Origin of the sequence: Shewanella aegiceratis, from assembly GCF_019457495.1 — a bacterium.
GTDB lineage: Bacteria > Pseudomonadota > Gammaproteobacteria > Enterobacterales > Shewanellaceae > Shewanella > Shewanella loihica.
The window spans coordinates 695,355-709,692 of sequence record NZ_CP080416.1; the positions used below are offsets into that span (position 1 = coordinate 695,355).

Annotated in this window: 13 protein-coding genes; 3 read left to right on the plus strand and 10 right to left on the minus strand. The window is 56.0% G+C overall.

Annotation, left to right across the window (positions count from 1 at the left end; translation table 11 throughout):
* Positions 1 to 23: 23 nt before the first annotated feature.
* Entirely contained in the window at positions 24 to 704 is a 681-nt protein-coding gene (locus tag K0H80_RS03130) for a TIGR00153 family protein (protein WP_011864424.1), read from the minus strand.
* Positions 705 to 957: 253 nt separating this feature from the next.
* Between K0H80_RS03130 and K0H80_RS03135 the strand changes: the two genes are divergently transcribed.
* Positions 958 to 2,445, plus strand: coding sequence for a CYTH domain-containing protein (locus tag K0H80_RS03135; RefSeq protein ID WP_220073059.1), 1,488 nt, complete (start codon positions 958 to 960; stop codon positions 2,443 to 2,445).
* A 121-nt stretch (positions 2,446 to 2,566) separates the two neighbouring features.
* Here the strand turns inward: K0H80_RS03135 and K0H80_RS03140 are convergent, their stop codons facing one another.
* The 8 genes from K0H80_RS03140 to K0H80_RS03175 form a co-directional block, all read right to left on the minus strand.
* Positions 2,567 to 3,370 carry an ion transporter gene (locus tag K0H80_RS03140; RefSeq protein ID WP_220073060.1) on the minus strand — a complete coding sequence of 268 codons (804 nt, stop codon included), beginning with the start codon at positions 3,368 to 3,370 and terminating at the stop codon, positions 2,567 to 2,569.
* A gap of 80 nt (positions 3,371 to 3,450) precedes the next feature.
* Positions 3,451 to 3,783 carry a hypothetical protein gene (locus K0H80_RS03145; protein ID WP_220044206.1) on the minus strand — a complete coding sequence of 111 codons (333 nt, stop codon included), beginning with the start codon at positions 3,781 to 3,783 and terminating at the stop codon, positions 3,451 to 3,453.
* Positions 3,784 to 3,843: 60 nt separating this feature from the next.
* Positions 3,844 to 4,488 carry a DUF4178 domain-containing protein gene (locus K0H80_RS03150; RefSeq protein WP_220073061.1) on the minus strand — a complete coding sequence of 215 codons (645 nt, stop codon included), beginning with the start codon at positions 4,486 to 4,488 and terminating at the stop codon, positions 3,844 to 3,846.
* 207 nt (positions 4,489 to 4,695) lie between these two features.
* Entirely contained in the window at positions 4,696 to 5,382 is a 687-nt protein-coding gene (locus K0H80_RS03155; protein WP_011864429.1) for a PspA/IM30 family protein, read from the minus strand.
* A 70-nt stretch (positions 5,383 to 5,452) separates the two neighbouring features.
* The gene (locus K0H80_RS03160; protein WP_041508415.1) at positions 5,453 to 5,866 is read right to left on the minus strand and encodes a YjfI family protein; all 414 of its coding nucleotides are present in this window, start codon (positions 5,864 to 5,866) and stop codon (positions 5,453 to 5,455) included.
* An 89-nt stretch (positions 5,867 to 5,955) separates the two neighbouring features.
* Positions 5,956 to 7,683: a polyamine aminopropyltransferase gene (locus K0H80_RS03165; protein WP_220073062.1), complete on the minus strand. Its 1,728-nt coding sequence runs from the start codon at positions 7,681 to 7,683 to the stop codon at positions 5,956 to 5,958.
* 13 nt (positions 7,684 to 7,696) lie between these two features.
* Entirely contained in the window at positions 7,697 to 8,596 is a 900-nt protein-coding gene (locus tag K0H80_RS03170; RefSeq protein ID WP_220073063.1) for a DUF350 domain-containing protein, read from the minus strand.
* Between the two features lie 11 nt (positions 8,597 to 8,607).
* Complete coding sequence (locus tag K0H80_RS03175; RefSeq protein WP_220073064.1) at positions 8,608 to 9,564, minus strand: hypothetical protein; 957 nt, start codon at positions 9,562 to 9,564, stop codon at positions 8,608 to 8,610.
* A gap of 265 nt (positions 9,565 to 9,829) precedes the next feature.
* Here K0H80_RS03175 and glnE point away from each other — a divergent pair, with 265 nt between their 5' ends.
* On the plus strand, positions 9,830 to 12,700 hold the full coding sequence (gene glnE, locus K0H80_RS03180) for a bifunctional [glutamate--ammonia ligase]-adenylyl-L-tyrosine phosphorylase/[glutamate--ammonia-ligase] adenylyltransferase (RefSeq protein ID WP_434086635.1): 2,871 nt from the start codon (positions 9,830 to 9,832) through the stop codon (positions 12,698 to 12,700).
* 110 nt (positions 12,701 to 12,810) lie between these two features.
* Positions 12,811 to 13,521, plus strand: coding sequence for a substrate-binding periplasmic protein (locus K0H80_RS03185; protein ID WP_223294757.1), 711 nt, complete (start codon positions 12,811 to 12,813; stop codon positions 13,519 to 13,521).
* 2 nt (positions 13,522 to 13,523) lie between these two features.
* Here K0H80_RS03185 and K0H80_RS03190 read toward each other — a convergent pair whose 3' ends face one another.
* The gene (locus K0H80_RS03190) at positions 13,524 to 14,336 is read right to left on the minus strand and encodes an ABC transporter permease (RefSeq protein ID WP_258406162.1); all 813 of its coding nucleotides are present in this window, start codon (positions 14,334 to 14,336) and stop codon (positions 13,524 to 13,526) included.
* Positions 14,337 to 14,338 lie beyond the last annotated feature (2 nt).

A 14,338-nucleotide genomic window follows, 5' to 3' on the forward strand; every position in this document is an offset into this window, starting at 1 on the left:
TTGATACCTTGATAACTTTGTTTTTAGACGCGAGCTAACATTAGCTCTAGGCGGGAACCGACACGCTCGGCAAGGTCTGCCAAGTCTCCAACCCACTCAATTATCTTATAGAGGAACATCACATCCACAGGGTTTAGCTGATTCTCGATGCTAAACAACTGACGACGGATTTTGATTTGTAGATCGTCGGTGTCCTCTTCAATTTTGTCGAGTTCCACGATCATTTTAGCGACAAGATCGACCTCACGGCCTCTGAAACCTGTTTCTAGCAGGTCATCGAGCTCGTTAATGGCTTGCTTAGCCTGAGCCACTGCATCGAGACAGCGTGCCAGGTAGGCATTAAAGGTATCTTGAATTGCTTCTGGGACAAGTAGCTGACGGCCGATAACGCGACCTGAAATGTCTTTCGCCTTGTTGGCGATTTTATCTTGCTGGGTAAGTAGCTCCAGTAAGTCAGTTCTTTCAACTGGCATAAACAGGCCGCCGGGAAGCGTTAAGCGGATCTCACGCTTGAGTTCGTCTGCTTCACGTTCTGATTGGCTGATTTGTTTACGGAGTTGAACCGCTTTGTCCCAGTCACCTGCGACAGTAGCGTCAAAAAATGGTACAAGGATCGAGGCACAGTCGTGCACCTTGTCGATATGATCTTGTAATGGTTTAATTGGCGATTTTGCAAACACGCCCAAAATAGAGTTTACTGGCATTGCCGTGTACCTATTTAGGTTATTCCACTGTTGGAAAATGCGGGCGCATGTTAACCCAAGCGTCCGCGTATTGAAACTGTGTTTTTATATAAAAACCCACAGTTTTTATTCTAACGAGTTATATATAAACTGCAATGCGAGATACTAATGGCCGATTATGACATTAATATGACATTGTGAAATTTTCATTAAAGTATAATGACACATTCATTACAGTTCCGAGTCCTAGATTAAAAAAGTGAGCAGCTGGCGAATGGAAGCCGAGATAGAGCTAAAACTATTTTTCCCCGAAAACAAACGCGAAGCCTTGGTATCACTGCTTAACAGTCTACCCCATAGCGATGCAAAAGGCGCGATTCATCTGACCAACAGTTACTACGATACCCCAGATCTTCAGCTCAGACGCTGGGACATGGGACTGCGTATTCGTGGCCGAGACGGTCAATTTGAGCAGACGATCAAGACCGCCGGCACCGTGGTAGGTGGGGTGCACTCCCGACCCGAGTACAATATTGATATCGATCAAGCAAAGGTCAATTTGTCGCTTTTCCCCACTGAGATCTGGCCAGAGGGCGCCGAAATCGGCCCGGTGCAGGATGCGCTGGTCTCGCTGTTCGACACAGACTTTACCCGCATGAGCTGGCATATCTATCTCGATGAGAGCCTGGTGGAGGTGGCGCTGGATATCGGCAGCATCAGCGCCAATGGCCAGTGCGAGCCTATCTGTGAACTGGAATTTGAGCTACTGGCTGGCGATGCCCAGGCGCTATTGGCGCTGGCCGAGCGGGTGACAGAGCAGATCCCGGCGAGACTTGGGCGCGCCAGCAAGGCCCAGCGGGGTTATCGCCTCGCGGCCATGGCCAGCCCCTTACAGCTCGACACCCTGGCCTTTATTGCCTTGCCAAAGAAGGGCACTCCGAAACAGGCCTTGGTGACCCTGCTGGAAACCGGTCTTGATCGCTGGCAGTTGCTGGAAGAGATGCTGCTGGAATCCCGTCAGGCGGCACGCCAACTGCCGTTGCTTGGCTATCGTCTGCGCGCCTGCATTCGCCTGCTGCGTTGCACCCTGGCGCAGTTTTCTCTGCTGGACGACAAATTGCTGCAGGCCTTCGACGCCATAGAGTCGCAGCTGAGCTTTGTCGACAAGGGGCTGAGTCTGTGTGAGCTGCTGGATGGTGACGGTGCCCTGTTGAGTAATCTGAGTGAGCCCGAAGGCTTGCTGGATGCGGTGCGCCATGAGCTGGCAACCCTGGAGATGCCGCAAAAGATAGATGCCATGCTTAACCATGTGACCTATGGTCAGTTGCAGGTACGTCTCGTGAGCCTCTTGATGGCGGTGAATGCCGGGCAGGTATATATCAGCGAGCAGCAGAGCCTGCAAGCCTTTGCCGATCGGCTACAGGAAGCTTCCTGGCAACAGATTGTCGATTTAATGCCCTCCAATGCCGAGCTGAGTAGCGAAGATTATCAATCTTTTGCCAAGGCGCTGGATGAGAGCATCCTGGTCGGGGTTGCCTACGGTGAGCTGTATAAGCATAAGTCGCGGGATCAGTTCCGCGCCCCCTGGCAGGATCTGGTATTAGGCATACGCACCCTGGGTGCCTATCACAGTCTGAGGCAAACCGCCGCCACGCAGGGGCGGGATATCGGTGACTGGCTGGATAGCAAGGAGCAGAGCCTGCTGTTTGCCATGGAGCATTCGCGCCGCTCGGCCCTCAAGGTGCAGCCTTATTGGCGTTAAGGCTTTTAGGGGTTAGTGGGCAGGGTAGCTAAGGTGTTAGTGCGCTCGGCTTATGCGCTAATACTTACACACTCCCACTCAACCTCACATTCGCACCCTGACTCGACGCCTAGGCGCCGAGTTAGTCTTTAGCCTCTTTCTTCTCATTCAGCTGGTGCTTGAGGGTTGCTATCTCCGCCAGCAGGGTCTCCTGATTCTTCTCCATTCGCTGCAGGACCATCTCTAACTCATCACGCATCTGTTGGCTCTGGGCCTCCTGTCGCTGCTTGCTGTCTGGCGCGATGAAGATAGAGGCCATGTAACCCGAGATCACCCCGAAGAAGCTCACCCCACAGACGATCACTAGGCCGCCGATGAAGTGACCCACTGTGGTGACAGGATAATAGTCGCCATAGCCCACGGTAGAGATGGTCACCAGCGCCCACCAGATGGCGTTTTCTGCTGTGTTGATATTGGCATTGGGGTCGCCACTCTCCACCAATAGAATCATTACCGAGGCGAGGGTGAGTATGGTCACCATGGCTACCAACAGGCTGGCGAGGGTGGTCTCCTGACGCTGGCGCATCAGGGGGATCAGGATAGAGCGGGTCATGCGGATCAGACGGATCACCCGCAAAATCTGGAAGAAACGGGCCAGCCTCAAGGCTTCGATGGCGGGGATACTGGCCACCAGATCGATCCAGTGGTGCCTGAAGTAGTCACGCTTATCTTCGGCGCGAAACAGGTTGATAAAGAAGTAGCTGATGAAGATGACGCAGATGCTGGTGTCGATGAAGAAGAGCAAGCGGCGGGTCTCGCCATCCAGTTTGGCGAAGGTCAACATGAGCACCACGATGACAGAGATCAGGGAGAGCAGCATCATCGCCAGCTCGAAGGGAGTGGGGTTCTGGTTGATGGGCAGAAGCCAGCGCTTTCTATCGATCATGATATCGATTCCTTTTTGGCGGCGGCGCTCAAGCCGAATTTCCCTGTGAGTCGCCCTTGATTTGTGATCAGCCCATGATCTTATTCGTTTTTGTCGACAAAATGAACCAGGTCATCCAATACGCGGCGTTTTATTTCTAGCTGCTCATCGGCGGCCAGGCCATATTTCTCCGCCAGCAGTTGATAATCTTCCGGGCTGAGGGAAACGGTGAGACGCGGACGCTTGGGCCGCTTGGTGGTGGCCAGCCCTAGTATGCTGCGGATCTGATCCGAGGGACTGACACCTGCATCCAACGCGGCCTTGCGGATAGAGTATTGAAACTTCTCGTCCAGATCGAATGCGACCTGGGTGGCCTTGGCGGCTTTCTGATTCTGCTGCCACTGTTCGGGAAGCAGCTTCTTATTCTTGGTCATTAGCTTGCCTTAAGGTGCTGTGAATCTTGCAAAGTGGGCGGCATGACCGCCCTGTGTTGTTTATAGCTGTCCCGGCCAATATTGGCGAATATCGCTCAATGGACGGTAAATAGTGAGGCTGACATCTGTGTCGCCCCCTTCATATACCTCGACCTCGACGGCGCGGTTTTCCTCTTCGTCCAGCAGCAGATAGCTCTCGAACGGCTCGCCCGAGCTCATCCCCTCGTCTTGGGGCGGACGCATGCCGCGGTAATCGACGCGGTGGAAATAGCCAAACTGGGCGAAGTTTACCTGATGATAGCGCTCACCCAGCCATCCCATGAGGGCGGCAGGGGTCTCTTTGACCTCAAGCTCGGCGTGCGAGTCTTCTTCGAAGATCTCGCTGAAGGCGTCGAGATCGAACAGCTGCTCCACCTGACTGCGGGGGATCTTGATGGAGAAGGCCAGGTAGGTTTCGTCGTCTTCATCCAGAGAGAGGCAGAGGCTGTCGTTGCCGTGGCCCTTGAGCACCCATTCGCAGAGCTGTTTGCGCTGGTATTCGTAGGTGTTGATCCCTTCGACTCTCAGCTGTTGGCCGCGCAGTTGCTCGGGCAGTGCGAAGCTGTCATCCAGGCTGATGATGTCGCCTTTTTGCAAATGATTAGGATGGTTGAGTTGGCGTTTGGGCGCCTCTTTCTTACCAAACAATCCTTTTAAGAATCTCATGAACTACCCTCGAGAAGAATAATGGTTGATACCAATCCTAGTAAATCGCTGCTCATGCTGGCTTGTTAAAACCTTCGATAACTGCTTATCGAAAAATCCTGCCTTGTTAGCAAGCGTTTTCCTGCGCCATTGCAGAACGCTTACCGTGATTGGCACAAAAGCACCTTGGGCAGAGCCGCAAGGTGCTATTGGTTGATTTAGCAGGTGTTATTTACGTGCTTTGAGGCGATCCAGTACCGCGTTGGCATTGGACTTCTGCTCGCCGATACCTGCCTCGGCCAGCTTGGCCTGTAGCGACTTGTCGCTGTTCTCGTCGGCCAGGGTTTCGGCGGCCTTGAGGCGGTCGTCGAACTGTTGCTGACGTGCCTTGATGCGTTCCAAAGAGTCCTTGGCGTTCAGCAGTTTAGAGTTGCTGCTGGCGAAGGAATCGGTAATGGTCGCCGTGGCCTTCTGCACGCTTTCCGTGGTCTTGACCATGCTGAGCTGACGTTGGTAGTCGGCCAGCTGGCGCTCTGTCTTGCGCACTAGATCTTTCAGACGGGCGGCGTGGGCGCTGAAGCTGTCGTTGGCGCTCTGGTGTTCAGAAAGCTCTTGCTCAAGCTGAGCGATCTTCTCGGCCACTTCCAGGGCCAAGGCTTCGTTTTCCTTCTCCAGCGCCTGAGTCGCATAGCCTTCGTGCTCGGCGATGGCGCGCTTTAGGCGATCCACTTCGCGGCTGGCTTGCATCTCTTTGGCCATGACGTCGGTCAGCTCGCGCTTGGCCTTGGTCAGGTGTTTCTCTGCATCACGGATCTCTTGTTCGAAGATGCGTGTCGAGTTGGCGTCGACGATACTCTGGCCAACTTCGGTGGCGCCACCGCGAAATGCGGTGAGGATCTTGTTCAGTATGCCCATAATATGACTCCTCTTGGGGTAATGGCGTCGCCTTATGCGTAAACCATCACATGACTAAATTGGTTAGCGGTTACTTTAAGAAATCGGCCAGCTCGTCGATCACTTCCAGACAGTTGTCGGACAGGACTGACAGCTCTTGCTCTATCTCTAACATGCTCGATTGCACAGACAGGGCTCCATAGACCACATACTTGTCGTCGACCTTAGCGAAGGAGGACAGTGGCATAGGGATGTTGAGTTCGAGCATGGTTTCAAACATCTCGCTGCGACGTTCTTGCTTAACTTCGTCTTCGCCCCATAGGTAGCTGATGCACAGGATTTGGTTGTCCGTTACCGATACAAACACAGGGATCTCTTCGCGTCCCACAACGTTGACTTGCAGTACTTCGACGTCGCCATCTATGGGATAACAGTCGAATTGAAAGCCGGTGTGGCTGTTGTCGCCAAGTGCATTGAGGTGGTTGGCAATGTTGTGAATGTTCATATTTATCCTCTTTGACATATTATGTCTGCGATTAAAGATAGCACTGTGACATAATATGTCAAGCGCTATTTTTGTGTTCCATTTTACCGTCAGTCGAGCGTCAGGTTTTCATCCTCTGACCAGGCGCGCTGATGGTAGCGATACAGATGCATTGAGCCTATATCGTTGACCTTCACCTGGTCTGCATGTTCATAATAATTTTTAGGAAATTCAAAAGCCGCCCTGATAAGCCCAGGCGTGAGCCAGGGGTCATCGATAGGCAACTCTGTCATTGTTGACAGTCGCTGTTTGGCATCCTGTCCCCTTAGGGTGCCTATGCTCCAGCCCCATTCGCCGAAACTGGGCACATTGTGGTGATACTGCTCTACTTGAAAGCCTGCGGCTTGCAGCGTCTTACCGACCGAGATGAAGGCCTTAGCGGCGTGATAGGGGGAGGTCGACTGCACAGAGATCGCCCCGTCGCTGCTCAGCAGCTCCTTAAGCTTGCGATAGAAGAGATCCGAATAGAGCTTGTTGAGATCCGGATGGCTGGGGTCTGGCAGATCCACGATAATGGCGTCAAACTTCTCGCCGCGCCTTATAAGCTTATCGGCGCCGTTAAAGGCATCGTCTATCAGCAGCTCGACCCGCTTATCGTTAAAGGCGTCGCCATTAAGCTTTAGCAGCGCGTTTGATAGTCGTGGCGGCATCTCTGGGTCGCCCTCCTTGAACAGCCTCACCAGATCCGCGTCGAGATCCATCAGGGTGACCTGCTTGGGTTGCCACTTGAGCACCTGCCTCAGGCCCAGACCGTCGCCGCCCCCTATGATCAACACCTTATCGTGACGGGCACTGGCGGCCAGCGTCGGGTGTACCAAAAAGGCGTGGTAGATATGCTCATCCTGGCTGGAGAACTGCAGGCGGCCATTGATATACAGAGAGTAGACAGGCGCCAGGTGATTGCCCCGCAGACGCTCGGTAAAAGTGAGCTGTTGAAAACGGGTCGCCTTGGCGTAGACCACCTTGTCTTTGTAGAGCAAGTTGTTGAAGGCCTGATCCCACTTGGGGCCATGAATAGCCAGTACCAGTAATATCCCTGTGGCGAGCAGATGGCCTGCCAATAACAGTCGGTTAAAGCGGATCTTGGACCAGAAACGCCAGATAAACAGGAAGCCGGCCAGCAGGTTGAAGCTGGCGGTCAGCGCAGCGGCCAGCTGGATATCCAGCGCCAGCATGAAGATCACCCAGATGGCGGCGCCGACGCCGGCACCTATATAGTCGGCGCCATAGATGGTGCCAGCGTTATGCATTAGGTGCTCGTCACACAGGGACTGACGCACCCTGGCGATCAGGGGAATTTCCATGCCTATCATCAGGCCAAGCAATACGCCCCAGGCGTAGGGCAGGTATTCACTCAGCTTCTGCAGCGTGCCGATAAAACCGCCCTGGGGCAGCTGATCCGGCGGCAGGCCTATGGTACTGGCGATGATGATGGGCAGCTGCTGGCCGAAGCCGATCACGGCGGCGGTGATCAGAATCGCCAGGGCGCCACAGAGGGCGACGCACAGCTCCAGCATGGCGAAGCCGGTGAAGGCGCAGCGGATCTTGCGCGCGGCGAAGGCGCCGACGCCCATGGAGACGATCATCAGGCCAATCATAGTGTAGATGGCGGCTTCCAGGGCCCCCAGGATCCGCCCCGCATAGTGGGACAGCAAGTATTCGTAGATGAGGCCACAGGCGGCCAGTACCGCCATGATCCCCAGCAGCAGGAGATCGTCGAGCCAGCTTAATGATTTAACGCCTGCAGGAGCAGGCGTTGTGGTGTGTGTCGATTGCATTCAGGGTAGCGTCTTAGGCCATCAGGCTGGTGAGGATCAGGGCGATGGCCACGCTGATGGCCAGCTCGACGGTGGCGATACCTATGTTGTGCTGCTCTTCGACCTCTGCTTTCAGGTTGATATTGGCCAGTACCAGTTTCTTCACCAGGGCCAGTAGCAGTGAGAGGGCGAGTAGCATGATCACCGAGAAGATCAGCCAGCCGAGTATGTTGGTGACATAGGCGGTCGGCATGAAGACGATGAAGTGGCTGGCGGCGTTGAAGCTCAGTGCCATGGCGAGCATATAGCCGCTGTGACGAATCGCCACCGCGATATGCCCCTTGGCCAGCGCCTCTTGCATCGAGCTGTCGTTGTGGCGCTTGGCATAGCTGCGCTCGCGCAGGCGTGTCAGTAACACCAACATCAGCTGTGAGATGGCAAAGGCGCTGAAGATGGCGATAAAGGTGTCTAGGGTCAGATCTTCGGCCCACAGCAGTACGGAACGTATGATGATGGCGGTGGCGATGGCAGCTGTGGCATCTACTATGGCAACAGAGATATTGCCCTTTAGGATCATGGCGTTCTTATCTATCTCGTTCAGCGCCACCTTGTCGTGCAGGAAGCGACCGAGTTTGATCAGAATCAGGCCGAAGATGCCGTAGGCGCTCATGCCGATGGCCTCGATAAGATAAGACTGGGCCGCCTCGCCCGTGATGGCGCCAGTAAGTACGATACCCAGACCTGCCACGGCACCGGCGGTGCTGATGCCGAAGGCGAAGTTATCCCGCTCGGACAACTCATGGGTGCTGTTGACCTTAACGGTCCAGCCCTGCAGGTAACGCATAGCCGTGAGCAAGACGATGGCGATAGTCAGATCTATGGCCAAGATGATCGCCAGTTCCTGGGTCAGACCGTAGTGTTGAAAAAATGTCATCTTAATATCCTTTATTTGCCCCGACGAACACTGCGCGTCGTACGACTGCTAGAGTTTCTGAAGTTACTGTTCTTAGAGTAGTTTGAGCGGAACTTGCTGCCGCCACTTGCCCGTCCTGTGGTGCTGGCCTTAGGCGTCGAGGCGCTTTGACGAGACAGGCTGGTGGAGCCAGAGCGAGACTTGGCGTAGGGGCTGTCGAATTGCTTACCCTGACGGTTGAACTGCTTCTTGGTGCGCTCGAAGGTCTGGTTCTGGGCGCGGGCCTGTTTGGGCGAGGTGTAGCGATAGCGGCCCACGTCGTTGTAGTAGCTGTAGTTGCGGCGGCTCGACCATCTGTCGTAGTAGATGGGGCCGCGTACCAGGTTGGAGAACATGGAATACATGCCATACCAGGCCCAGAAAGACATGCCGTTGCTGCCGGCCTGCCAACTGCCGTAGGCCGGGTTGCCCACAAGTTGGCTGCCTGCGCCAAAGTCTTCGCCGCCATTGGCGAGAATATCAGCCTCGCGGCTGATGGCATTTACCCTGGCGAACGCGCCACCTGACATGTCGGCGACCACGTTCACCGGGTCCGACAGCATGTCGTTATACAGGCTGGGATCGGCCGCCTGGTAGAGGTTTTCCGCCTCGTCGAGCTGCTGGTCTAGATCGACGAAATTGCTCTCGTTGCCCAGCTCCTGTAGACGCCGCTTGAGCGAAGCATACATGGGGCCCTGGCTACTGGCGTCTTTAGACAGCTCCTGCAACAGGGGGGCGACGTCTGGCTTGGTTGATGCGAGGATGTCGGCATATTGCTTGAGTAGGTTGGCGTTGCGCACCTCACCGTTATCCAGCATCTGGCCTAGGGTGTCGACCCTGGCCTGGGCCAGCTGTTGAAACTTGGCGATCTTCTCTGGCCTGTCGTCGCCGCATCCCGCCAGGGCGAAGACCAGGGTCAGCGCGAGAACACGCATTAGCATCACTGCCATGTTTTCTCCATAAATTTAGTTGAGATTGAGACCGATAAATGAGTGATCAGTCTGCGACTTCTTTGCATAATATAGCGATAAGCTGGGTTATAGTAACCTGTAGTGCAGGATAAAAAGCCATCTTTACTCCCCCTGATAAACTGGATGAGTAATTTGGGTGACAATTTTATGCCAAGATGATTACCGCTTGGTTGCATTAACAGCTTATCTATAGCATTGATGACATAATATGTCGACCGTTTAAGGCTGAAGGATTTTTCTGGCGATGGAAAACATGAGCGAGCAAGCGTTACCCCATGAAGTCAATCAGGTTGCCGAGCAGCATTGGCAACGCCTCGCCGAGGCCTGGCCGGATATCTCCGAACAGCTCACCCCGGAGCAGACCAAAGAGCTGAAAACCATCTTCGGCCTCAGCGACTTTGTCGCCGAGCAGCTGTGTCGCCACCCCAACTGGATAGTCTCTCTGTTCGAGGGGCAACTGAGTATGCTGGCCCGCGACAGTTTCAGTAGTGAGCTGCACTCCATTCTGGCAGGCGCCAACGACGAGGAGCAGGTCAAGGCGATACTGCGCCGCTACCGTAACCGTCAGATGGTGCGTCTCGCCTGGCGGGACTTCTTAGGTTATGCCGAGCTGAACGACTCCTTGCTGGATCTCTCCGCTCTGGCCGAGGCGCTGATCATCGCCGCCCGCGACTGGCTCTATGGCCAGATGTGCCAGCAGTATGGCACCCCCTGCGACAGCGAGGGCAATCCCCAACCCTTGATGATCTTAGGTATGGGCAAGCTGGGTGGCCGCGAGCTCAACTTCTCTTCCGATATCGACCTTATCTTCACCTTCCCCGAACACGGCGAGACCCAAGGCGGTCGTCGCAGCCAGGACAACCAGCAGTTCTTTATTCGCATGGGACAGCGCCTGGTTAACCTGCTCAATCAGGTGACGGTCGATGGCTTCGTCTACCGGGTCGACATGCGCCTGCGCCCCTATGGCGAGAGTGGCCCGCTGGTGGTCAGCTTCAGCGGCCTTGAAGACTATTATCAGGAACAGGGCAGGGACTGGGAGCGCTACGCCATGGTCAAGGCTCGCGCCCTGGGCCCCTGGAGCGCCTACAGCGATGAGCTGCATGACATGCTGCGCCCCTTCGTCTATCGCCGCTATATCGATTTCTCGGCCATCGAATCCCTGCGCAAGATGAAGCAGTTGATCACCCAGGAGGTGAGGCGCCGCCGCCTGACCGACAACATCAAGCTGGGGGCCGGTGGCATCCGCGAGGTCGAGTTCGTGGTGCAGAGCTTTCAGCTGATCCGTGGCGGACGTGAGCCGGCGCTGCGTCAGCAGAGCCTGTTTGGCGCCATCGACACCCTCTATAAGCTGGGGCAATTGGAATACCTGGCGGTGGATGAGCTCAAGCAGAGCTATCTCATGCTGCGCCGGGTGGAAAATTTGCTGCAGGCCATAGGTGATCAGCAGACCCAGACTCTGCCGCAACACCTGCTGGACTGGCAGCGTCTCTGTTTCGCCTTGGGCATGGCGGGGGAGGCCGAGCTGCGGACCCATATCGAATCGGCGATGTCCAAGATCCATCGCTACTTTAAGGAGACGGTGGGCGGTCAGGAGAGCGACGAGGTGGCCGAGCAGTGGACCGCCCAGCTGTGGAGCCTGGTTGAGGATGAAGACGCCGAGGCCCTGCTCAGGGAGCATGGCGTCGAGGAGAGTGAACTCTGGCCTGCCCTGAAGAGCTGGCGTGGCACAGTAGCCAAACGCACCATAGGCCCACGTGGTAGAGAAACACTCGATAAATTAATGCCTTGGCTGCTGCAGGAGTTTATTCAGCTGCCGACGCCCACCAAGGCCTTTCTGCCGGTGAGTAAGGTGCTGGATCAGATCCTCACCCGTACCACTTACCTCGAGCTGCTATTTGAGAATCCAGGTGCCCGCCAGCAGCTGGTGAGCCTGTGCATGGCCAGTCCCTGGATCGGCGAGCAGCTGGCTAAGTTCCCCATGCTGCTGGACGAGTTGATCGACCCGGCCCAGCTCTATGACACCACATCCTTGGATGACTATCCCAGCGAGCTGCGCCAATACCTGCTGCGGGTGCCCGAGGAGGATATGGAGCAGCAGATGGAGGCCCTGCGTCAGTTTAAGTTGTCGCAGCAGCTGAAGATCGCCGCCGCCGACGTGACCGGCGTGCTGCCTGTGATGCAGGTGAGTGACCATTTGACCTTCCTCGCAGAGGCGATCATAGAGCAGGTGGTGTTGCAGGCCTGGCAACAGGTGAGCAAACGCCACGGAACGCCGCCTTATTTGGCACCTGAAGAGATGGGCTTTGCGGTGATAGGCTACGGCAAGGCGGGTGGGCTGGAGCTGGGTTACGGCTCAGATCTGGACCTGGTTTTTCTGCACAACTATACCCGCGACAAGTATCCTGAGGCGCAGCAGACCAACGGCGATCGCCCCATCGACATTGGCCACTTCTATCTCAAGCTGGCCCAGCGGATCTTGCACCTCTTCTCCACCCGCACCACCTCGGGGGAACTCTACGAGGTGGATATGCGCCTGCGCCCATCCGGCGCCTCTGGCCTCTTGGTGAGTGAGATCGAATACTTCGGTAGCTATCAGCGCGAAGAAGCCTGGACCTGGGAGCATCAGGCCTTGGTGCGGGCCCGCTTCCTGTTTGGCGATAATCGCCTGGCCGCTCGCTTCAGCGAACTGAGGGCCGACGTGCTCGCCATGGAGCGGGACAAGGCTGAGCTGGCCAAGGAGGTGCGTGAGATGCGCCAGAAGATGCGCACTCATCTGCTCAAGGTCGATGAGGGCTGCTTCGATCTCAAACAGAGCCCGGGCGGGATCGCCGACATCGAATTTATTGCCCAGTATCTGGTGCTGGCCAACACCCATGACCATCCCGAGCTGGCGATCTGGTCAGATAATGTGCGCATATTCGAGGTGCTGTCTGAGCTGGAGCTGCTGCCCCACCTGAGCGCCCAACACCTGACCCAGGCCTATTGCTACCTGCGTGACGAGAGCCACCGCCTGACGCTACAACAGGCGCCGGGACAGCTGCCTCAGGAAAGTGTGGATCTGTATGTACAGCGGGTGCTGGCCATCTACGAACAGGTGCTCAATAGCGGCCAATAGCCTTTCTGCTACACTCAAATTAGGTCGGTGACTGATGGGGTGGGCATGTGGCTATATGTCGGGCGTTGATCCTCGCTGTTGTGGCATTTTTTAGCTGCAATGGCGAGCTATTGGCCCTGAACAAGCTGTCGCAGCTCAGCTATTACACCGAATCCTACCCGCCCTATAATTACCGTGAATCCCATCAGTTAAAGGGGATCGCCGTAGATCTGTTGGCCGCGGCGGCCCGCAGGGTCGACGGGCGCTTCGACATCCACAGCATACAGCTGGTGCCCTGGGCCAGGGGCTATAAGCTGACCCGCACCGGCAAGAATACCGTGCTCTTCTCCACCACCCGCACTCCCTATCGCGAGCCGTTGTTCGACTGGGTCGGCCCCATCTCGGCGACCCGTATCGTGATCTTTGCCCGCGCCGATCGCGTCATTCATATCACGGATGTGGAGCAGCTCAATCAATACAGCATAGGGGTGATCGCCCAGGATATCGGCGAGCAGGCATTGCTGGCGGCTGGCATCGCCCGTGAGCAGTTGCGCCGCGCCCATGAGGCCACCTCTTTGGTGCATATGCTCAGGCGTGAACGGGTCGATCTCTGGGCCTATGAGGAGGTGGTGGGTCGCTACCTGATGAAACAGGAGGGGGTCGACACCGACGAGTTTGAGGTGGTCTTTACCCTCAAGGTGAGCGAGCTTTATTACGCCTTCAGCCGGGATAGCGATCCCGAGCTGCGTCGTCGCTTGCAGCAGGGGATAGATAAGGTGAAGGCCACCATAGAGGCCAACGGCAAGACCCAATACGAGAACATTCTGGCCAAGTATCGTTAGTGCTAGTTTTTGATTGATTCGACGCGTTTTATCAGCAGCTTACCGCTGTGATTCAGGCATCGGCGTGCCGCCAGACAGAGGGCGCTGGCGACGCTCATACTCAGCATCACCAAGATGGCTAGCATGATCACCACCTGATATTTCACCGCGACTAAGGGGTCGCTGCCGCCGAGGATCTGTCCCGTCATCATGCCGGGCAGGGTCACCAGTCCCATGGTGCTCATGGCGGCGATACTGGGGGCGAGGGCCTGTTGCAGCGCGCCTTGTATGAAGGGAAAGGCCGCCTGCCAGGGTGTTGCGCCCAGGGCGAGTCGCCCCTGATAGTCCTCCTGTTTCTCCTCGAAGGCGTTAAACAGACGCTGTAGCGCCAGAATATTCCCCGAGAGGCTGTTACCCAGTAGCATGCCCGCCAGAGGGATCATGTACTGAGCCTGATAGACTGGTGAGGGTTGCAGCATCGCTAGTAACAGCAGTGCCAGCAGGGGCAGCAGGCTGAGGCTTAGGCTAAAGAGCAATGGCAACATTAACCTGGCCTTAGGTAGTCGGGCACCGCCCAGGATGGCGCTGGCGCCTACTAGCAGCATGACACTCAGCCAGAGCAGATTGACCCAGAGACTCTCCAGGCTAAAGAGAAACTTGAGGTAAAAGCCGACTAACAATAGCTGCGCCGTCATCCGCGCGGCGGCCAGCAGCATCTCGCCACCCAGTTTTAGATTAAACAGCCTGCCTATTCCCAGGGGCACAAGCAGCACCAGCATGAAGAGCGCAAGCGCTAGCCAGCCGATATCCAGACTCGCCTGCATCTGGTTTGCCATGG

What these genes read in the sequence shown, in the direction of transcription:
- K0H80_RS03160 (WP_041508415.1), bottom strand. Translation starts at nt 5,866, where the DNA reads ATGAACATTCACAACATTGCCAACCACCTCAATGCACTTGGCGACAAC.
- K0H80_RS03130 (WP_011864424.1), bottom strand. Translation starts at nt 704, where the DNA reads ATGCCAGTAAACTCTATTTTGGGCGTGTTTGCAAAATCGCCAATTAAA.
- K0H80_RS03175 (WP_220073064.1), bottom strand. Translation starts at nt 9,564, where the DNA reads ATGGCAGTGATGCTAATGCGTGTTCTCGCGCTGACCCTGGTCTTCGCC.
- K0H80_RS03170 (WP_220073063.1), bottom strand. Translation starts at nt 8,596, where the DNA reads ATGACATTTTTTCAACACTACGGTCTGACCCAGGAACTGGCGATCATC.
- K0H80_RS03155 (WP_011864429.1), bottom strand. Translation starts at nt 5,382, where the DNA reads ATGGGCATACTGAACAAGATCCTCACCGCATTTCGCGGTGGCGCCACC.
- K0H80_RS03140 (WP_220073060.1), bottom strand. Translation starts at nt 3,370, where the DNA reads ATGATCGATAGAAAGCGCTGGCTTCTGCCCATCAACCAGAACCCCACT.
- K0H80_RS03150 (WP_220073061.1), bottom strand. Translation starts at nt 4,488, where the DNA reads ATGAGATTCTTAAAAGGATTGTTTGGTAAGAAAGAGGCGCCCAAACGC.
- K0H80_RS03165 (WP_220073062.1), bottom strand. Translation starts at nt 7,683, where the DNA reads ATGCAATCGACACACACCACAACGCCTGCTCCTGCAGGCGTTAAATCA.
- K0H80_RS03135 (WP_220073059.1), top strand. Translation starts at nt 958, where the DNA reads ATGGAAGCCGAGATAGAGCTAAAACTATTTTTCCCCGAAAACAAACGC.
- K0H80_RS03145 (WP_220044206.1), bottom strand. Translation starts at nt 3,783, where the DNA reads ATGACCAAGAATAAGAAGCTGCTTCCCGAACAGTGGCAGCAGAATCAG.
- glnE (WP_434086635.1), top strand. Translation starts at nt 9,830, where the DNA reads ATGGAAAACATGAGCGAGCAAGCGTTACCCCATGAAGTCAATCAGGTT.
- K0H80_RS03190 (WP_258406162.1), bottom strand. Translation starts at nt 14,336, where the DNA reads ATGGCAAACCAGATGCAGGCGAGTCTGGATATCGGCTGGCTAGCGCTT.